This is a genomic window from Streptomyces sp. cg36 (assembly GCF_041080675.1).
Classification (GTDB): Bacteria; Actinomycetota; Actinomycetes; order Streptomycetales; family Streptomycetaceae; genus Streptomyces.
This window is the reverse complement of sequence record NZ_CP163520.1, coordinates 5691344-5710496: the sequence shown is the minus strand read 5'-3', so window position 1 is coordinate 5710496 and position 19153 is coordinate 5691344. Positions and strand designations below refer to the sequence as shown.

The window sequence follows — 19153 nt, the reverse complement described above, 5'->3', positions numbered from 1 at the left end:
GATGAATCCCTTGGACGGCCTCCGCTTCGCCTTCGGCACCCTCACCGTGCTCCCGGTCAGGGTCACCCGCTGGGACCGCCCGGCCGCCCGCGCCGGAATGCTCTGGGCCCCGGTGGCCGGACTGGTCGTCGGGCTGTCCGCCGCGGCCGTCGGCGGCCTGCTGCTGCTCCTGGGCGCGGGCCCGCTGCCCGCCGCCGTCGCCACCGCCGCCGTCCCGGCCGCCCTCACCCGGGGGCTGCACCTGGACGGCCTGGCGGACGTGGCCGACGGGCTGGGCAGCGCCAAGCCCGCGGCGGACGCGCTGCGGATCATGAAGCAGTCGGACATCGGGCCGTTCGGGGTACTCACCCTGGTCTTCGTGCTGCTCGGCCAGGTGGCCGTGGTGGCCGAGCTGTACGCGCAGAGCTGGGCGCGGGGCGCGGTGGCGGCGGCCGTCGCGGCCGTCACCGCCCGGCTCGCCCTCACCCTCGCCTGCCGCCCCGGCGTGCCCCCGGCCCGGCCCGACGGGCTGGGCGCGGCGGTCGCGGGCGCGGTGCCCCGGCGGGCGGCGGCGGGGGTCGCGGTGCTGGCCGCGGCGGGGTGTGCGGCGGGGGCCGGGGCGGCGCTCGGCCGCGGGGCGGCCCTGCACCAGGCGCTGGCGCTGGCGGCGGGGGTGCTCGCCGCCCAGCTGCTGCTCGTGCACTGCGTGCGGCGGTTCGGTGGGGTGACGGGGGATGTGTTCGGGGCGGTGGCCGAGACAGCGGCAACGGCGGCGCTGCTGGTGTCCGCCCTGGGCAGGGGGTAGGGCCTGCGGCCCTGTGGGCCCCGGTCGTCGCCTGCGGCCCGGCGGTCGCTCCTCGCGCAGTTCCCCGCGCCCCTTACCGGCAGGGACTTCGTCTGCGGGCCGTGCGCGGCTGGTCGCGCAGTTCCCCGCGCCCCTTGAAAGCCGGTGGCTGAGCCGGTCGTTTCGGCTGCCCCGGCGCCCCTACGGGGTACCAGGCAGCCGAAGAACCGAGCTCAGCCCCACGCTTTAGGGGCGCGGGGAACTGCGCGAGCAACCCACCACCGCCCCGCAGACAAAGGCGGGTTTCCCAGGGGCGCGAGGAACTGCGCGAAGAGCGACCACAGCCCGCAGACGAACGAGGGTTTTCAGGGGCGCGGGGAACTGCGCGAGAAGCGACCACGACCCGCAGACGAAGACGGGTTTCCCAGGGGCGCGAGGAACTGCGCGAGCAACCCGGCACCGGGGCGCGGACGGACACCCCGCCCACAGCGTCAGCACGGGCTGCGCCATACCCCCAGTTCCAGCTCCTTCTTCATCGAGCTCAGCCCCAACCCCCTCCCCACCGCACAGAAATCCGCCGGCGCCTTGTCGTACTCGACGTGGAACACCGCCTTCCCCGCCCGCGTGAACGCCCCCAGCACCCCGCACTCCCCGAACTCCGCGCACTGCTCGTTGACCGCGAAGTCGAAGTCCCCCACCAGCTGCGGGATCTGGTCGAGGTCGTTCTTGAGGCCGACCGCCAGACCCCGGTCGTGGGCGAGCCGCGCGATCAGGCGGTTGTAGGCCAGCTGCTCCTCCCCCGTCAGGGGGAACCCGCTCTCGTTGTCGTAGCCGTCCATGTTGTCCGGCTCGACCGCGTCGAACCCCTTGGCCCGGCACATGTCGAACCGCGCGGCCATCAGCGGGCCCAGCACGTCGGTGCGGCGGACGTCCAGCCAGCGCTCGCCCTTCCAGCCGTTGCCCTTGCCCAGCACCGACTTGGGGAAGCGCCCGGCGTCGGGGCGGAAGTCCTCCCAGGCGCCCGTCGACACGTAGCAGATCACCTTGCGCCCGCGCCGGTGCAGATCGTCGACCTGCGCCTTGGAGACGTTGAACCCGTCGACGTCGTACACCGGTACGTCCACGGTCGGATCCAGTTTCCCGGTGAGCTGCCACTGCCAGGCCACCCCCGGCCGGGGCTGCCAGCGGCGGTGCGCGGGCCCGGAGGGCGTGGCGGAGGGGGACGGCGGCGCGGAGCGGCCGGGCGTGGTGGCCGGGGCGGACGGGGCCCTGGTCGGCGCCGCGTTGTCGCTCTCGTCGGGCCCCGCGTCGTCGTCGGACGAGGAGGAGCACCCGGCGAGCAGCAGCGCCAGCAGGGCCACGGGCAGCAGCAGACGGCGGGAGCGGTTCATCGGGCGGGCTCCAGGAGGTGCGGCAGGGTACCCCACGGGTGCGGGGCGCCGCCCGGCACCGCGCAGTGCACGGGGGTGCGGGGGCGGGCGCCGGGCGGGGCGGCGTACACGAGGTGGCAGAAGCGCTCCGGCGGATGGTCCCGGGTCCACTGCGGGACCCGGACCTGCGGATAGGTCGCCCAGGTGCCCTCGTACGTGACGAGCAGGTCGGCGAGGTCGGCGTAGCCGGGGTCGGGGTGGGTGCCGTGGTTGAGGACCAGGGTGCGGGCCCCGGCCCCGCGGGCGGCGACGGCGAGCCTGCGGTAGTGCGGGAGCAGCTCGGGCGCGGTGGCCGCCTGGTCGAGGAAGGCGCCGTCCGCGCCGTACCAGTCGCGGTGGCGCAGCAGGTCGCGCACCACGTCGGCGTGCGGGCGGCGGCCGTAGCCGGTGTCCGCGTACCCGAGGACGGGGACGCCGGCGTCGCGCAGCCGGGCCGCCGCCGCGGCGAACGCGGAGTCCGGCGCCCCGCCCGCGCCGCTGGCCGGGTTGAGCACCACCCCGTACAGCCGGGGGGCCGCCGCGATCAGCGCCTCCCAGGCGTCGGGGCGGTCGGCGGGGTGGTCGTAGAACGGGACGAGGAGGTTGCGGGGCATGGGGTGCGTGACTTCCGTCCTGGTGCGCCCGGCGCCGCCGGGCGTGGCTTGGTGTGCGGTCCTGCCGGGTGTCGTGGTCGGACCCGCCGGTTCGTTCATACCCGGTGCGCCGTCGCCCTGCCCAGCAGCGCGGCCACCAGCGCGGCGAGCACCACCGCCGCCGCGCCCGCCACCAGCGGCCCGACCACCCGCGGGTGGCCCGTCCCGGTCGCCAGGCAGACCACCTGGACACCGGCCGCCGCGCAGCACACGGCGGCGGCGCTGCGCACCGCGCCGAAGGACTGGAGCAGCAGTGCGGTCCACAGGACGGTGCCGGTGAGCAGCAGGCCGGTGAGGCGCCCGGCGCCGAGGTGGGGGGCGCCGGGCCACAGCAGCGTCCCGGTGACGGTGAGCCCGCAGAGCACCACCAGGTATCCGGCCAGGCAGACGGCGATGGCGGACACGATGGTGCGGCGGAAGCCGTGCGCTGTGGTGCTGGCGCGCAGCCCGGCCGCGCTCTCGCTGCGGAACCGGTACAGCAGCCATTCGGCGGGCCCCATGCTCAGGGTGAGCGCCACCGCCGAGGGCGCGGCCACCGCGGAGCCCGCCCCGTCGGCCAGGACGTCCCCGACGGCCGCGTAGAGCACCAACAGCCCGGTGCCGAGCCCGAACAGCGCGGACGGCAGGGACGCCGTGAGCGGCGGGCCGGACCGGCTCCGCGCCGCCGCGCCGCCGCCCGGTCCGGCCGCGGCGACGGCGCGGCCCGCGAACACCGCCGCCGCGCCGAGCGAGAGCAGCAGCAGCCCGGTCCGCGCGGCCTCGGACAGGTCGTACGGGAGGGTGAGCGCGGCGCCCGCGGCCATCGGCAGCAGCGCGTACAGCAGGTCGCGTTCGCGGCCGAGCGTCAGCAGGACGGTGGCCGCGCCCAGGTAGAGCGCCTGCCCGGCGGCGAACCAGGCGGTGCCCAGCTCGCCGGGACCGGCCGCCGCCAGTGCGGCCAGCGCGCTGAGCAGCGCGCCCAGCGGCGCCCCGCTGCGCAGCGCGCGGGCCGCGGCGGGCCGGTCGCCCAGGCCGAGCCAGACGTAGGTCCGGTGGGAGAGCCCCTGGTTCCACACCCAGCCGGTGATGGCGGCGGCCAGCAGCGGGACGGTGCCGGAGGGCAGCCCCCTGCTGTCGGGCGGGCCCGCGAGCAGCGGCGCCCCCAGGACGTAGGCGAGGCCGGGCAGGGCGAAGACCAGGCCGCGCAGCAGACAGGCGGCCAGGGAGGTGTGCCAGGGGTCGGCGGCGGCGTCCGTGGCGGACGGGTAGCGGCGCTCCACGCGCGCGTAGAGCTCCTCGGCGAGGGCGAAGGAGTCGTGGCGGCCGTAGGTGGTGCGGATGTGCGCGTCGGTCATCCCGTCGGATTCGAGGATCGCGGCGACCTCGTCGGGATGGACGGCGGCGGCTATCAACTCTTCGAGCCGGGTGGCGAGTTCGTCCATGGGGTCGTCGGCGGGGGCGGCCTTCGGCCGCTGGCGGGGGATGTAGGGCAGGGTGTCCTGCCCCTCCTTGCCGAGCCAGAGCGAGCCGCTCACCAGACGGATCCGTCCGACGCCAGCTCCCGGTACCAGGGGTCGGTGAGCTGGAGCGTCCAGTCGTCCGACTCGGGGCGCTCGGCGCGCGGCCGGGCCCCGCTGTACTGCGGGGTGGGGCAGGGCGCGGTGGCGTACCGGGGGGCGGGCTCGGGGCGGCCGGCCAGCTCCAGGTAGATCTTGCGGAAGCCGTCCACCGAGCGGTGCAGGGTGAACTGGTCGACGACCCGGCTGCGGGCCCGCGCGCCCAGTTCGGCGCGGCGGGCGTCGTCCCGCAGCAGGGTGAGGGTGGCCTCGGCCATCAGCGCGGGCTCGCGCGGCGGGACCACGAGTCCGGCGTCGCCGACGGCCTCGCGCACCCCGCCGACGTCGGTGGAGACCGTGGCCCGGCCGCAGGACATGGCTTCGATGATGGAGAAGGGGAAGCCCTCGCTGATGCTGGAGAGCATCACCACGCTCCCCGCCGCGTAGGCGCTCGCGACGTCGCTGACGCGGCCCTCGTAGCTGATGCCGTCGGTCACGCCGAGTTCGGCGGCGAGCTTCTCCAGCGTGGTGCGGTAGTCCGCGTTGCCCGCCGGTACGGGGCCGAAGAGCCGCAGCCGCACCTCGGGCAGTTCGGCGCGGACCATGGCGTACGCCCGGATCAGGGTCTCCAGGTCCTTGATGGGGTCGATCCGGCCGCACCAGCTGAGGGTGGGGATCGCGGGGTCGGGGCCGGCGTGCGGGAAGAGGTTGGGGTCGACTCCGTTGTAGACGGTCCTGATGCGGTCCGCCGGGGCGCCGCCGCGCTCTTCCCAGCGGCGGTTGTACTGGTTGCAGGGGGTGATCAGATCGGCCTGGCGGTAGCCCATCGAGTTGAGCTCGCGGTAGAAGCTGAGGATCACCGATTTCACCGGCCAGGTCTGCTCCCCCGTGCGGTAGCCGAGATAGCGTTCGCGCAGGTAGATGCCGTGTTCGGTGAGGAGAAAGGGAACGCCGTCCAGATGCTGGGCGGCGAGCGCGGGCAGGGTGGCGAGGCCGCTGCTGACCGCGTGGGCCACACAGTCCTCCGGGAGCCGGGCGGCCAGCGGGCGCAGCGCGTGTTCGAGCAGGTCGGTGGCGGTCAGGGCGTCGTGCACGGTGGGCCGTGCGGTGGCTATCTGGAGGTGCGGCATGGTCCAGATCCACATGAGCGACCGCAGGGCGGCCTCCGAGCGCAGTGCGGTGGAGAGCCGCCCGGCCCGAGCCAGCCGCGCCAGGGAGTAGAGCCCCTGGGCGAAGTTGCAGCCGGACTCGGGGTCGAGCATCGAGAGCAGGAACCGCTCATAGACGTCTATGAAGCGGCGCCGCTCCTTGCCGAGGAGTGGCCGTCGCGTCGGCGCCGGTCCCCACAGCGGGAACGCGGTGTGCCGGTACACGTTCGGCGGCAGCTCCCAGGTGACCGGCTCGCGGCCGTTGCCGGTGAGGGCCAGGACGTTGAAGTCGACCTCCGGCATACCGCGCACGAGCTGGTCGCACCAGGTGCTGACGCCTCCGTGGATGTGCGGATAGGTGCCTTCCGTGAGCATGGTGACGTGACGGCCACTGCTCGGCATTGGTGTCCCCCCTGGACAGCGAATGTCAGTCGGCTGGTCAGGCCGGAAGCTTCAGCGTGATCGCCGCCTGGAGGAGTCCGGGTGAGGACCAGGCGGAGCGCTGACCCGCGTACGGCGTGCCGAACACGGTGGTACCGAGGACTTGTTGCTGCTTGGTGCCCTCCGGGGCGGTGATGGGTGCCACCACGCCCGACGGGCCCTGGACGGTCACCGCGGTGCCGATGCGGTACGCGGTGACCTTGCCGTCCGCGAGGGCCTTGGCCCAGGCGGCCTGGCGGCTGAGTTCGGTGCCGATGTCCCGCTGCCGCAGGTTGACGACGGGGGCGCTGTCCGCGAACAGCGCGCGGTAGTCGCCGAGCACCTTGTCGAGGACCGGGTAGAGGATCCGCTCCTCGGCGAGGTTGGACTGGTGCACGTAGTGCGGCTTCGGGTCGTTGCCGAGCACGTGGCGCAGGGCGGTCGCGGCCTCCTGGGGGACGATGTAGGACTGGTAGCCGGTGGCGGTGTCCAGCGGCGCGGGCAGACAGGTGGACGTCGGGTTGTTCTCGCAGAGTCCGCTGCCGCCGTCCGCCTTGGACGTGTAGATCCAGTTGTACTCGTCGGTCATCTCGGCGGCCTTGCCGACGTTGTAGTACACGTTCATCGGGTAGCGGGGCACCGTGAGGGCGTTGCCGACCGGGCGCTGCTGGGGCTCGCGCGAGTTGTCGCTGCCGGTCCACTTGACCCCGGCGTCCTGGAGCCCGCCGGCCAGGTTGGGGTTGTCCTGGGGCTGCTGCGGCAGGGTCTTCAGACCGGAGTGCTCGCCGGTGACCAGCTCGGTGCGGTCGACCGGGAGGCCCTTTTGGACGCCCCAGTTGTAGTTGTTGGTGATCTGGCCGGCGATGTCGCTCCGGGAGACCCACTTGGTGCTGCCGTCGACGTTCTTCGCGCAGGTCCAGGGCACGGTGCCGGTGTCCTGGACGCAGCCGAGGAACTCGTGCGTGTAGGTGTGGTTCTCCCAGCGGAACTTGGCCTTGTCGGCCAGCAGTTGGGTGGTGAGGGCGTCGGTGCCGCCGTTCTCCGCCTTCCACTCCTCGCCGGATCCCGCGTTGTACAGCAGGTCGAGGGTGAAGCCGTTGGCCTGCTCCCACTGGGCGGCGTACTGGGCGTCCGCCGCCGTCATCCGGATGTCGCTGGTCTGCCCGGCCCCGCCGGCGCAGTCGAAGTCGCCCGGCGTGCAGTTGAGCGTGGTGTCCCAGCGGGCGTCCGGCGCGAAGACGTCGTCGACGTGGACCGCGAAGTAGTTGCGGCTCTGCCCGAGGTGCACGCCCTGGGTCAGCCACTCCACCATGCCCCGGGCCAGCACCCGGAACTGCTCCTGGTACTGGTTGTAGGCGAAGGTGACGACCAGTTCGCTGCGCCCGTCGTGGGTGTAGGCGCCGACCAGGGAGCCGCCGGTGGGGGCGGTGAGATAGCTGGTGTAGCCGTCCCGGGGATGGCCCGCGTAGCCGTAACTCTCGGACACCGAAGGGGAGTTGTCCTCGAAGAGGACCGGCCCGTCGAGGTAGCCGAACGGTCCGGCCTTGCCGTCCGCGGTGACCTGGGTCCTGGCCCCGTCCAGGACGCCCGCCCAGCCGCCGTTCTGGTCGGTGTAGTCGAGGCCGACCTCGGGGTGGGCCCAGGTGTAGGCGTCGATCTGGCGGATCCCGAAGGTCTTCTCGTACGCGGCGAGCGCGGTCTGCTCGGGGGCGTCGGCGGAGCCGAAGGGGATCTCGTTGGGCGCGATGACGCCCTGGAACTTGGCGCGGGGCCGCCCGCTCACCGTGTCGCTGAGGAACGCGGCGTCGATCGTGGGACGCCCGGCGTCCGTCAGCTTCACCGTCTGGTACGGCAGTCCGATGCTCCTCAGCTGCGCCACGAGCGCGTCCACCGCGCTGCCGCCGTCGTCGAGGACGAGCACCTTGAGGTCGATGCGCGGGGGTATCGCGGCGGTGGCCGCCCCGGCCGCCGGAACAGCCGTGGCCAGCAGACCGGCCGCCATCAGCGCCACCGTGGCTCTACTCGCCCTTAAACGGTACGAATGGTGCATTGTTCCCCCCTCATGGGGGTCCTTCCGGATGCGCGCGCGCATGGGAGGACCTGTGGAGATGATGCAAAGGAGCCCCGTGCGCCCTTGCCCGAACGGGCCGAGTGTGACTGAGCTCTCACAGTCTGGCGGGGAAACGTTGAAGAGACACCACGGATGAGTGAATTGCCGCCGCCGTGATCGAAGCGCATCGGCGCGCGTACGCTCGTATCCGCGCCCAACTCGGCCGATTTACGATGCGCCGGGGCACAGCCGACCCATCCATCGGCTCGGAAACTCAACGGAAGAGAGACTTCACCACCGTGACTGCTCTGACTCTCAGCACTGCCGGTGCCGCGACGCTGCGCGCCGACGCCGTGGTCGTCGGCATCGCCAAGGGCGCCGGATCCAAGGGAGGTCTGGTCGTCGCGCCGGGCGCCGAGGCCGTGGACAAGGCGTTCGGCGGCAAGCTCGCCGGCGTCCTGGAGACCCTGGGTGCCACCGGTGCCGAGGGCGAGGCGACCAAGCTGCCGTCGCCGTCCGGCCTGAAGGCGCCGGTCGTGCTGGCGGTCGGGCTCGGCGCGGCCCCCGAGAAGGGCGCCGCGTACACCGCCGAGACCCTGCGGTCCGCCGCCGGTGTCGCGGCCCGCGCGCTCAACGGCACCAAGAAGGCCGCGTTCGCGCTGCCCCTGGAGGCCGCCGAGGACGTGGCCGCCATCGCCGAGGGCGCGCTGCTCGGCGCGTACTCCTTCACCGCGTACCAGGAGGGCGGCAAGGGCGCGAAGGCGCCACTGGCCGAAATCGCCCTGGTCGGCGCCAAGCCGCGTGACAAGGCTCACAAGGCCGCCGCCGAGCGGGCCATCGCGCTCGCCGAGGAGCTCAACCGCGCCCGCGACCTGGTGAACACCCCGCCCAACGACCTCTACCCCGAATCCTTCGCCGCAGTCGCCACCGCGGCCGCCAAGGAGCACGGCGTCAAGGTCCAGGTGCTCGACGAGAAGGCGCTCACCAAGGGCGGCTACGGGGGCATCCTCGGCGTCGGCGTCGGCTCCGCCAACGGCCCGCGGCTGGTCCGCATCGGCTACACCCACCCGCAGGCGGCCAAGTCGCTCGCCTTCGTCGGCAAGGGCATCACCTACGACTCGGGCGGCATCTCGCTGAAGCCGGCCGGCCACAACGAGACGATGAAGTGCGACATGGCCGGCGCCGCCGCCGTCTTCGCCGCCGTCGTCACGGCCGCCCGCCTCGGCCTGAAGGTGAACGTCACCGGCTGGCTGGCGCTCGCCGAGAACATGCCGTCCGGCTCCGCCACCCGCCCGGGCGACGTGCTGCGCATGTACAGCGGCAAGACCGTCGAGGTGCTCAACACCGACGCCGAGGGCCGGCTGGTGCTGGCCGACGCGCTGGCCAAGGCGTCCGAGGAGAAGCCGGACGCGATCGTGGACGTGGCGACCCTGACCGGCGCCATGGTCCTCGCGCTCGGCAACCGCACCTTCGGTGTGATGGCCAACGACGACGCCTTCCGCACCGCGGTGCACGAGACGGCCGAGGAGGCCGGCGAGCCGTCCTGGCCCATGCCGCTCCCCGCCGACCTGCGCAAGGGCATGGACTCCCCGACCGCCGACATCGCCAACATGGGCGAGCGGATGGGCGGCGGCCTGGTGGCCGGCCTGTTCCTGAAGGAGTTCGTGGGCGAGGGCATCACCTGGGCCCACCTGGACATCGCGGGCCCGGCCTTCAACGAGGGCGCCCCCTTCGGCTACACCCCCAAGGGCGGCACCGGCTCCGCGGTCCGCACCCTGGTCCGGCTGGCCGAGCGCACCGCCGACGGCGAGCTGGGCTGACCCCGGGTCGCCCGGGACGACCCCGGGTGAACACGGACGGCCTCGGGCACGTGCCCGAGGCCGTCCGTGTTCACCCCCCGCATCCGCCCGGATTCCGCTCTGGACGAAATCCGGCGGTCCGGACCCGTCGATCGCCTCCCGCGGGGACGATCCGACGTCTCGGAGCCCGGCCCCGCGTCCCGCCTTCCGGCAACAAGTGCGAAGATGGGTTCTCGGCAGGACAGGGCCCCCACCACAGGGCCGACGAAGACAGCGGCCGAACACCAGCCGCCGCCCGGTCACGGGACCGGCGCCCGGCGCACATGCATGGAGGACGTGACGTGGCGAACGACGCCAGCACCGTTTTCGACCTAGTGATCCTCGGCGGTGGCAGTGGCGGCTACGCCGCGGCCCTGCGCGGAGCTCAGCTGGGCCTGGACGTCGCACTGATCGAGAAGAACAAGCTCGGCGGCACCTGCCTGCACAACGGCTGCATCCCCACCAAGGCCCTGCTGCACGCCGGCGAGATCGCCGACCAGGCGCGCGAGGCCGAGCAGTTCGGTGTCAAGGCCACCTTCGAGGGCATCGACATCGCGGCCGTCCACAAGTACAAGGACGACGTGATCTCGGGCCTCTACAAGGGCCTGCAGGGTCTCGTCGCCTCCCGCAAGGTGACGTACATCGAGGGTGAGGGCCGCCTCTCGTCGCCCACCTCCGTCGACGTCAACGGCCAGCGCGTCCAGGGCCGCCACGTCCTCCTGGCGACCGGCTCCGTGCCGAAGTCGCTGCCGGGCCTGGAGATCGACGGCAACCGGATCATCTCCTCGGACCACGCGCTGACCCTGGACCGGGTCCCGCAGTCCGCGATCATCCTGGGCGGCGGCGTCATCGGCGTCGAGTTCGCCTCGGCGTGGAAGTCCTTCGGCACCGACATCACCGTCGTCGAGGGCCTCAAGCACCTCGTCCCGGCCGAGGACGAGAACTCCTCGAAGCTTCTTGAGCGCGCGTTCCGCAAGCGCGGCATCAAGTTCAACCTGGGCACCTTCTTCCAGAAGGCCGAGTACACCCAGAACGGCGTCAAGGTCACGCTGGCCGACGGCAAGGAGTTCGAGGCCGAGGTCCTCCTCGTCGCCATCGGCCGCGGCCCGGTCTCGCAGGGCCTCGGCTACGAGGAGCAGGGCGTCGCGATGGACCGCGGCTACGTCCTGGTCGACGAGTACATGCGCACCAACGTGCCCACCATCTCGGCCGTCGGCGACCTCGTCCCGACCCTCCAGCTCGCGCACGTCGGCTTCGCCGAGGGCATCCTGGTGGCGGAGCGTCTGGCCGGTCTCAAGACCGTCCCGATCGACTACGACGGTGTGCCGCGCGTGACGTACTGCCACCCCGAGGTCGCCTCCGTCGGCATCTCCGAGGCCAAGGCCAAGGAGATCTACGGTGCGGACAAGGTCGTCGCTCTGAAGTACAACCTCGCGGGCAACGGCAAGAGCAAGATCCTCAAGACCGCGGGCGAGATCAAGCTCGTCCAGGTCAAGGACGGTGCCGTGGTCGGCGTCCACATGGTCGGTGACCGCATGGGCGAGCAGGTCGGCGAAGCCCAGCTGATCTACAACTGGGAGGCCCTGCCGGCCGAGGTCGCGCAGCTCATCCACGCGCACCCGACGCAGAACGAGGCCCTCGGCGAGGCGCACCTGGCGCTGGCCGGCAAGCCGCTGCACTCCCACGACTAATTGCCCTCGGGCGCGACGACCACTTCCGCAATTCTGTAAGGAGAAACTGAAACCATGTCGGTTTCCGTAACCCTTCCGGCGCTCGGCGAGAGCGTCACCGAGGGCACCGTCACCCGCTGGCTGAAGGCCGAGGGCGAGCGCGTCGAGGCCGACGAGCCGTTGCTCGAGGTCTCGACCGACAAGGTCGACACCGAGATCCCGGCCCCGGCCTCCGGCATCCTGGCCTCCATCAAGGTCGCCGAGGACGAGACCGTCGAGGTCGGCGCCGAGCTGGCGATCATCGACGACGGCACGGGCGCGCCCGCCGCCGCCCCGGCTCCGGCCCAGGCCGAGGCCCCCGCCGCCGCCCCGGCCCCCGTGGCCGAGGCTCCGGCCGCCCCGGCGCCCGCCGCCGAGGCCCCGGCTCCGGCCGCCGCCCCGGCCGGTGGCGCCTCCGGCACCGACGTGACGCTGCCCGCGCTGGGCGAGTCCGTCACCGAGGGCACCGTCACCCGCTGGCTGAAGCAGGTCGGCGAGGAGGTCGCCGAGGACGAGCCGCTCCTCGAGGTCTCCACCGACAAGGTCGACACCGAGATCCCCGCCCCGGTCGCCGGTGTGCTGCTGGAGATCGTGGTCGGCGAGGACGAGACCGCCGAGGTCGGCGCCAAGCTGGCCGTCATCGGCGCCGCCGGTGCCGCGCCCGCCGCCGCCCCGGCCCCGGCCCCCGCTGCTCCGGCCGCCGCCCCGGCTCCGGCCCCGGTGGCCGCTCCGGCGCCCGCCCCGGCCGCTCCGGCTCCGGCCCCGGCCGCCCCCGTGGCCGCCCCGGCCGCGCCCGTGGCCGCCCCGGCCGCGCCCGCCGCCCCGGCGCCCGCGCCGGTCGCGGCTCCCGCTCCGGTCACCCCGGCCCCGGCTCCGGCCGCGACCTCCGGTGACGACGGCGCGTACGTCACGCCGCTGGTCCGCAAGCTCGCCTCCGAGTCCGGTGTGGACCTGGGCGCGGTCAAGGGCACCGGCGTCGGTGGCCGCATCCGCAAGCAGGACGTCATCGCCGCGGCCGAGGCCGCCAAGGCCGCCGCCCCGGCGCCGGCCGCCGCCGCGCCCGCCGCGAAGGCCGCCCCCTCCCTGGAGGCGTCCCCGCTGCGCGGCCAGACGGTCAAGATGACCCGGATGCGCAAGGTCATCGGCGACAACATGATGAAGGCGCTGCACTCGCAGGCCCAGCTGACCTCGGTCGTCGAGGTCGACATCACCAAGCTGATGAAGCTGCGCGGCCAGGCGAAGGACTCCTTCGCCGCCCGCGAGGGCGTCAAGCTCTCCCCGATGCCGTTCTTCGTGAAGGCGGCGGCCCAGGCGCTGAAGGCCCACCCGGTCATCAACGCCCGGATCAACGAGGACGAGGGCACCATCACGTACTTCGACTCGGAGAACATCGGCATCGCCGTGGACTCCGAGAAGGGTCTGATGACGCCGGTCATCAAGGGTGCGGGCGACCTGAACATCGCCGGCATCTCCAAGGCGACCGCCGACCTGGCCGGCAAGGTCCGCGCCAACAAGATCACCCCGGACGAGCTGTCCGGCGCGACCTTCACGATCAGCAACACCGGCTCGCGCGGTGCGCTGTTCGACACGGTCATCGTGCCGCCGAACCAGGTCGCCATCCTGGGCATCGGTGCCACCGTCAAGCGCCCGGCGGTCATCGAGACCGCCGAGGGCACGGTCATCGGCGTCCGCGACATGACCTACCTGTCGCTCTCCTACGACCACCGTCTGGTGGACGGCGCCGACGCCGCCCGCTACCTGACGGCCGTCAAGGCGATCCTGGAGGCCGGCGAGTTCGAGGTCGAGCTCGGCCTGTAGGACACGCGGCCGTACGGTCTGTGACGAAGGCGCCCCCGCCCGGAGTGATTCCAGGTGGGGGCGCCGCCGTATTGTCTAGGGGTCACCGCTCGCGTGAAGGAGCTCGTCATGACCCCGCCCGTCGTCCACTCGCTGCGCGAACAGATCCGCGAGCACATCGTGGAGGGGATCGTCAGTGGCCGCTGGAAGCCGGGTGAGCGGATCGTGGAGCGCCGCATCGCGGTCGAGCTCCAGGTCAGCCAGACGCCCGTCCGGGAGGCGCTGCGGGAGCTGGAGTCCCTGCGGCTGATCGAGTCCGCGCCGAACAAGGGCGTACGGGTGCGGAACCTGACGGCGGCCGACCTGGAGGAGAGCTACCCCGTCCGGGCCGGCCTGGAGCAGATCGCGGCCGAGCTGGCCGCGGACCGGCTCGCCACCGACTGCTCGGCCCTGGAGCCGCACGTGGCGGCGCTGTACGAGGCGGACGCGGCGGCGGACGGGACGGCGCAGGTGCGGCACACCGTGGGGTTCCACCGCGAGCTGGTGCGGGCGGCGGGGAACGGGGTCCTCCTCCACACCTGGGAGGGGCTCGGGATCGAGGTCTTCACGGCGCTGTCCATCCGGTGGCTGGGGACCGTGCAGAAGTCGTACGCGGAGGAGCACCAGGAGCTGGTGGAGGCGTTCCGACGCCACGACCCGCGCATCGGCACCCTGGTCAAGTCCCACGTCCTGGGCTGCGCCCCCCGCGCGTAAGCCCCCCGGGGGGGCCGGTTGTTCGGCTGCGGCCCGGTGGGGGTTGCTCGCGCGGTTCCCCGCGCCCCTGGTGGGCCGGTTGCTCGTCCGCGGGCCGGTGGGGGTTGCTCACGCAGTTCCCCGCGCCCCTGGTGGGCCGGTTGCTCGTCCGCGGGCCGGTGGGGGTTGCTCACGCAGTTCCCCGCGCCCCTGGATGGGGCAGTTGGACGTCTGCGGCCCGTGCGGGGCCGCTCCCCAGGAGAACGCGGGGCTGCGCCCCTGCACCCCCTGAACGAGAGTCACATTCGCCTGCGGCCCGGCGGGGGCTGGTCGCGCAGTTCCCCGCGCCCCCAACACCCTTTCGTCCACCGGCCGTGGTGGGCTGGTCGCGCAGTTCCCCGCGCCCCTGAAAGGGCCCTCCGGGCCCATCAGGAGGGCCCGCCCCAGTGCCCCCAGGGGCGCGGGGAACGGCGCGAGACGCGGGCACGGTCGGCAGACGAGGGCGGGTTTTCCAGGGGCGCGGGGAACTGCGCGGGAAGCGGGCACGGTCCGCAGGTGAAGGCGGTTTTCCCAAGGAGCGCTCAGCCCGCACGCCCCGCAGAAAACACCCGCCCCACCAGGGGCGCGGGGAACGGCGCGAGCAACCCTCACGGCCCGCAGATGAGCAACCGCCCCAACAAGGGGCGCGAGGAACTGCGCGAGCACCCCCACCGGCCCGCGGCCAAACACCCGCCCCACCAGGGGCGCGGGGAACGGCGCGAGCAACCCCCACGGCCCGCAGATGAGCAACCGCCCCAACAAGGGGCGCGAGGAACGGCGCGAGCAACCCACCACCGGCCCGCAGCCGAGCAACCGCCCCAACAAGGAGCGCGGGGAACTGCGCGGTCAGCCCAGCACGGTCCGCAGACGAGCACCCGGCCCGGATGGGGCGCAGCCCCCGCAGACGAGCACCCGGCCCGAATGGGCCACCCCTGGCCGAAAAGGGGAACCCGGCACCCCCCTTGCCGTACAGGGACGAAGGGGGCGCGCCCCGCTCATACTCCGGCGCCCCCGCTCATCCGAACCCCACCCCACCTGCGAAAACAAGGCACCCCGTGCCGACATCCACGGCACCCTGTGCCGACTTTGTCGATATGAAGAAGTTTTTCGCTCAACGCTTTGATCGATCATCGATCGGCGGCTTACAGTCGACGGCGGACTTACCCGGTCCACCGCCCTGTCCTGCCAGACAAGGCCCCTTATCTCCACCCCCCTCCTGTCCGGAAGGCGGCGATCATGATCGACCCCACGCACAAGACTCCGAGCGAGCTCGACCAGCTCCCGGACCGTGACACCGAGGAGACCGCCGAGTGGGCGGCCTCCCTCGATGCCGTCGCCAAGGCCGCCGGCCCGCACCGGGCCGCGTATCTGATGCGCCGCACGCTCCAGCACGCCGAGGGCGCGGGCCTGGCCCTGCCGAAGCTGCTGGAGACGGACTACGTCAACACCATCCCCACCTCCGCCGAGCCGGCGATCGACGGCGACGAGGAGATGGAGCGCCGGATCACGGCGTGGAACCGGTGGAACGCCGCCGCGATGGTCACCCGCGGCGCCAAGCACGGCGTCGGCGGCCACATCGCCACCTTCGCCTCCGCCGCCTGGCTCTACGAGACCGGCTTCAACCACTTCTTCAAGGGCAAGGAGGGCGACGGGTCCGGCGACCAGCTCTACATCCAGGGCCACGCCTCCCCGGGCATCTACGCCCGCGCCTTCCTCGACGGGCGGCTGAACGAGAGCCACCTCGACAACTTCCGGCAGGAGGCGGGCGGCAACGGCCTGCCGTCCTACCCGCACCCCCGCCGCCTTCCCTGGCTGTGGGAGTTCCCGACCGTCTCCATGGGTCTCGGGCCGCTCTCCGCCATTTACCAGGCGCGTTTCAACCGCTATCTCACCAACCGCAGCATCAAGGACGTCTCGGCCTCCCACGTGTGGGCCTTCCTCGGCGACGGCGAGATGGACGAGCCCGAGTCGACCGCCGCCCTCGCGCTGGCGGCCCGCGAGGGTCTGGACAACCTGACCTTCGTCATCAACTGCAACCTGCAGCGCCTCGACGGCCCGGTCCGCGCCAACTTCAAGATCGTGCAGGAGCTGGAGGCCCAGTTCCGCGGCGCCGGCTGGAACGTCGTGAAGTCGCTGTGGGGCGGCGCCTGGGACGAGCTCTTCGCGCTCGACACCACCGGCGCCCTGGTCCGCCGGCTGCGCGAGGTCCCGGACGCGCAGGTGCAGACGTACCAGACGCGTGACGCGGCCTACATCCGCGAGGACTTCTTCGGCAAGGACCCCGCGCTCGTCGAGATGGCGAAGCTGCTCTCGGACGACAAGATCCTGGAGTGCTTCCACCTCTCGCGCGGCGGCCACGAGCCCCGCAAGGTGTACGCCGCGTACAAGGCCGCCCTGGAGTTCAAGGGCGCGCCGACCGTGATCCTGGCGCAGACCGTCAAGGGCTTCACCCTCGGTGAGGGCTTCGCGTCCAAGAACGCGAACCACCAGATGAAGAAGCTCTCGAACGACGAGTTCAAGAACATGCGGGACCTGCTGGACCTGCCGATCTCGGACGCGCAGTTCGTCGACGGCGTCGTGCCCTACGGCCACCCCGGCGCCGACTCCCCCGAGGTCCGCTACCTCCAGGAGCGCCGCGCCGCCCTCGGCGGCCCGGCCCCGGCCCGCCGCACCCACGCGCTCGCGCCGCTGCCCGCCCCCGCCGACAAGGCGTTCGCCGCCTTCGACAAGGGTTCCGGCAGCCAGTCCATGGCCACCACCATGGCGTTCGTCCGGCTGGTCAAGGAGCTCATCCGCGACAAGGAGACCGGCAAGCGCTGGGTCCCGATCGTCCCGGACGAGGCCCGCACCTTCGGCATGGAGTCGCTCTTCCCCTCGCTCGGCATCTACTCGCCGAAGGGCCAGACGTACGAGCCGGTCGACCGCGACCAGCTGATGTACTACCGCGAGGCGAAGAACGGCCAGATCCTCAACGAGGGCATCACCGAGGCCGGTTCGATGGCCGACTTCATCGCCGCCTCCAGCGCGTACGCCACGCACGGCGAGGCGATGATCCCGTTCTACATCTTCTACTCGATGTTCGGCTGGCAGCGCACCGCCGACCAGATGTGGCAGCTCGGCGACCAGCTGGGCCGCGGCTTCCTGGTGGGCGCCACCGCCGGCCGCACCACCCTGACCGGTGAGGGCCTCCAGCACGCCGACGGCCACTCGCCGGTGATCGCCGCGACCAACCCGGCGGCGCTGAGCTACGACCCGGCGTTCGCGTACGAGATCGCCACCATCGTCAAGGACGGTCTGCGCCGGATGTACGGCGAGGCCGCCCCCGGCGAGGACAGGGACGTCTTCTACTACCTGACCGTCTACAACGAGCCCATGCCGCAGCCCGCCAAGCCGGCCGGGATCGACGAGGGCATCGTCAAGGGCCTCTACCGCTTCAACACGGCCGAGTCGGCCGGGCTGAACGTGGCCGCCGCCAACCCCGCGCGCATCCAGCTGCTCGGCTCCGGCACCGCGATCCACTGGACGCTGGAGGCCCAGAGGCTGCTCGCCGAGGAGTGGGGCGTGGCCGCCGACGTGTGGTCCGCGACCTCCTGGACCGAGCTGCGCCGCGACGCGCTGGAGGCGGACGCCGCCCTCCTGCGCGGCGAGGAGCGCGTGCCGTACGTACGCCGGGCGCTGGCCGGTGCCGAGGGCCCGGTCCTCGCCGTCAGCGACTACATGCGCCAGGTGCCGGACCAGATCGCGCAGTGGGTCGAGCAGGACTACTCCTCGCTCGGCGCCGACGGGTTCGGCCTCTCCGACACGCGTGACGCGGCCCGCCGCCACTTCGGCGTCGACGCCCAGTCGATCGTGGTCGCCGCCCTGGCCCAGCTGGCCCGCCGCGGCGAGGTCAAGGCGTCCGCCGTCAAGGAGGCCCGCGAGCGCTACGGCCTGTAGGGCAGTGGCACCGGTGCCCCGCCCCCTCCTACCGGGGGGCGGGGCACCGCCGTGTCCGGCGGCGGGGCGGCCGGACACCGCTGGTGACGGGCGGCTGGGACGGCTGGGGCCGCTGGTGCGATCCGGACGCCCGAAGGGCTGATTTGTACGGCTCCGCGTGCGCCGCCACCCGCCAGCCACGATGCTGGATCCCGTGATGGACGAGACGGAATTCTGGGAGCTGATCGACAGCACCCGCGAGGACGCCGAGGGCGACCCCGAGGACCACGCCGAACTCCTCGTGGAGCGGCTGGTGCGGCTCGACCCGGATGCCGTCCTGGACTTCGCCCGGCACTTCGAGGCCCGCTACAACCGTGCCTACGCCTGGGATCTGTGGGGCGCCGCGGCCGTGCTGCTCGGCGGCGCCAGCGACGACGCCTTCGACTACTTCCGCTGCTGGCTGATCGGCCAGGGCCGGGAGGTGTTCGAGGGCGCGCTGCACGAGCCGGACCGGCTGGCCGAGCTGCTGGACGACTTCGACGAGGAGATCGACGGCGACGGCGAGGACCTCGGCTACGCGGCGGACGAGGCGTACGAGCAGCTGACCGGGGCCGTCGCACCCGACCTGGGCATCCCGGCGCAGCCCGCCGAGCCGCTGGGCGCCCCCTTCGACTTCGAGGACGAGGACGGCCTGGCGGAACGGTTCCCCCGGCTGTGGGACCGATTCGGCGTAAGCACGGGGGCTTGACCACCCGACCCGAGCGCCTGGGCCGGGCCGGGCCCCGGCCCGGCCCCTGCTGACAGGGACCACCCAGCCGCCTACCGGCCCCGGCAGCGGCGGCCGGGCCGTCCGGCCGCGCACCCGCCTCCCCGGGGGTCCTGACGGCCGGACCCACCCGGCCACGTACCGGCCCCGGCCCCGACGGCCGGGCCATCGGCCACGCACCGGCTCCCGCACCCGGGTGGCCGCGCCCGCCCGCCCGCGCACCGGCCCCCGCCTGATGGCCGGGCCCACCGACCACGCGCCGGCCCCTGCCGGCCGGGCCCAACCGGCCGCCTAACGGCCCGGACCCCGGTGACCGGACTCCCGGGCCGCGCACCCCGCTCCCGGGCCCCTGGGGCCTCTCCGGCGGCCTCCTCGCGCG

Annotated in this window: 12 protein-coding genes; 7 read left to right on the top strand and 5 right to left on the bottom strand. The window is 73.1% G+C overall.

The window, feature by feature from the left end:
- The first annotated feature begins 1 nt into the window (after window position 1).
- The gene (locus AB5J87_RS25255; protein ID WP_369379520.1) at window positions 2-784 is read left to right on the top strand and encodes an adenosylcobinamide-GDP ribazoletransferase; all 783 of its coding nucleotides are present in this window, start codon (window positions 2-4) and stop codon (window positions 782-784) included.
- 470 nt (window positions 785-1254) lie between these two features.
- Here the strand turns inward: AB5J87_RS25255 and AB5J87_RS25250 are convergent, their stop codons facing one another.
- The 5 genes from AB5J87_RS25250 to AB5J87_RS25230 all read right to left on the bottom strand — a co-directional run bounded on the left by AB5J87_RS25250 (window position 1255) and on the right by AB5J87_RS25230 (window position 7930).
- Window positions 1255-2154 carry an endo alpha-1,4 polygalactosaminidase gene (locus AB5J87_RS25250; protein ID WP_369379518.1) on the bottom strand — a complete coding sequence of 300 codons (900 nt, stop codon included), beginning with the start codon at window positions 2152-2154 and terminating at the stop codon, window positions 1255-1257.
- A complete protein-coding gene (locus tag AB5J87_RS25245) occupies window positions 2151-2786 on the bottom strand; it encodes a spherulation-specific family 4 protein (protein WP_369379517.1) in 636 nt (211 codons plus the stop codon). Before AB5J87_RS25245 ends, AB5J87_RS25250 begins: the two co-directional genes overlap by 4 nt.
- Window positions 2787-2881: 95 nt before the next feature.
- Window positions 2882-4339, bottom strand: a complete 1458-nt coding sequence (locus tag AB5J87_RS25240; protein WP_369379515.1) for a hypothetical protein — start codon at window positions 4337-4339, stop codon at window positions 2882-2884.
- Complete coding sequence (pelF, locus tag AB5J87_RS25235; protein WP_369379513.1) at window positions 4336-5910, bottom strand: GT4 family glycosyltransferase PelF; 1575 nt, start codon at window positions 5908-5910, stop codon at window positions 4336-4338. The genes AB5J87_RS25240 and pelF overlap by 4 nt, the downstream gene beginning before the upstream one ends.
- A gap of 37 nt (window positions 5911-5947) precedes the next feature.
- On the bottom strand, window positions 5948-7930 hold the full coding sequence (locus AB5J87_RS25230) for a hypothetical protein (RefSeq protein WP_369379512.1): 1983 nt from the start codon (window positions 7928-7930) through the stop codon (window positions 5948-5950).
- A 347-nt stretch (window positions 7931-8277) separates the two neighbouring features.
- Here AB5J87_RS25230 and AB5J87_RS25225 point away from each other — a divergent pair, with 347 nt between their 5' ends.
- The 6 genes from AB5J87_RS25225 (at window position 8278) to AB5J87_RS25200 (ending at window position 18756) form a co-directional block, all read left to right on the top strand.
- On the top strand, window positions 8278-9798 hold the full coding sequence (locus AB5J87_RS25225) for a leucyl aminopeptidase (RefSeq protein ID WP_369379510.1): 1521 nt from the start codon (window positions 8278-8280) through the stop codon (window positions 9796-9798).
- Between the two features lie 320 nt (window positions 9799-10118).
- Entirely contained in the window at window positions 10119-11507 is a 1389-nt protein-coding gene (lpdA, locus tag AB5J87_RS25220) for a dihydrolipoyl dehydrogenase (protein ID WP_369379508.1), read from the top strand.
- Between the two features lie 54 nt (window positions 11508-11561).
- Complete coding sequence (gene sucB / locus AB5J87_RS25215) at window positions 11562-13343, top strand: 2-oxoglutarate dehydrogenase, E2 component, dihydrolipoamide succinyltransferase (protein ID WP_369379507.1); 1782 nt, start codon at window positions 11562-11564, stop codon at window positions 13341-13343.
- Window positions 13344-13451: 108 nt separating this feature from the next.
- Complete coding sequence (locus tag AB5J87_RS25210; RefSeq protein WP_369379505.1) at window positions 13452-14075, top strand: GntR family transcriptional regulator; 624 nt, start codon at window positions 13452-13454, stop codon at window positions 14073-14075.
- Between the two features lie 1254 nt (window positions 14076-15329).
- The gene (gene aceE / locus AB5J87_RS25205) at window positions 15330-18029 is read left to right on the top strand and encodes a pyruvate dehydrogenase (acetyl-transferring), homodimeric type (RefSeq protein WP_369379504.1); all 2700 of its coding nucleotides are present in this window, start codon (window positions 15330-15332) and stop codon (window positions 18027-18029) included.
- Between the two features lie 196 nt (window positions 18030-18225).
- A complete protein-coding gene (locus tag AB5J87_RS25200) occupies window positions 18226-18756 on the top strand; it encodes a DUF4240 domain-containing protein (protein ID WP_369379503.1) in 531 nt (176 codons plus the stop codon).
- Window positions 18757-19153: the final 397 nt, after the last annotated feature.

Excerpts from the sequence above, each read along its gene's own strand:
- sucB (WP_369379507.1), top strand. The coding sequence starts at position 11,562 with ATGTCGGTTTCCGTAACCCTTCCGGCGCTCGGCGAGAGCGTCACCGAG.
- AB5J87_RS25200 (WP_369379503.1), top strand. The coding sequence starts at position 18,226 with ATGGACGAGACGGAATTCTGGGAGCTGATCGACAGCACCCGCGAGGAC.
- pelF (WP_369379513.1), bottom strand. The coding sequence starts at position 5,910 with ATGCCGAGCAGTGGCCGTCACGTCACCATGCTCACGGAAGGCACCTAT.
- AB5J87_RS25210 (WP_369379505.1), top strand. The coding sequence starts at position 13,452 with ATGACCCCGCCCGTCGTCCACTCGCTGCGCGAACAGATCCGCGAGCAC.
- AB5J87_RS25255 (WP_369379520.1), top strand. The coding sequence starts at position 2 with ATGAATCCCTTGGACGGCCTCCGCTTCGCCTTCGGCACCCTCACCGTG.
- AB5J87_RS25245 (WP_369379517.1), bottom strand. The coding sequence starts at position 2,786 with ATGCCCCGCAACCTCCTCGTCCCGTTCTACGACCACCCCGCCGACCGC.
- AB5J87_RS25250 (WP_369379518.1), bottom strand. The coding sequence starts at position 2,154 with ATGAACCGCTCCCGCCGTCTGCTGCTGCCCGTGGCCCTGCTGGCGCTG.
- AB5J87_RS25230 (WP_369379512.1), bottom strand. The coding sequence starts at position 7,930 with ATGGCGGCCGGTCTGCTGGCCACGGCTGTTCCGGCGGCCGGGGCGGCC.
- aceE (WP_369379504.1), top strand. The coding sequence starts at position 15,330 with ATGATCGACCCCACGCACAAGACTCCGAGCGAGCTCGACCAGCTCCCG.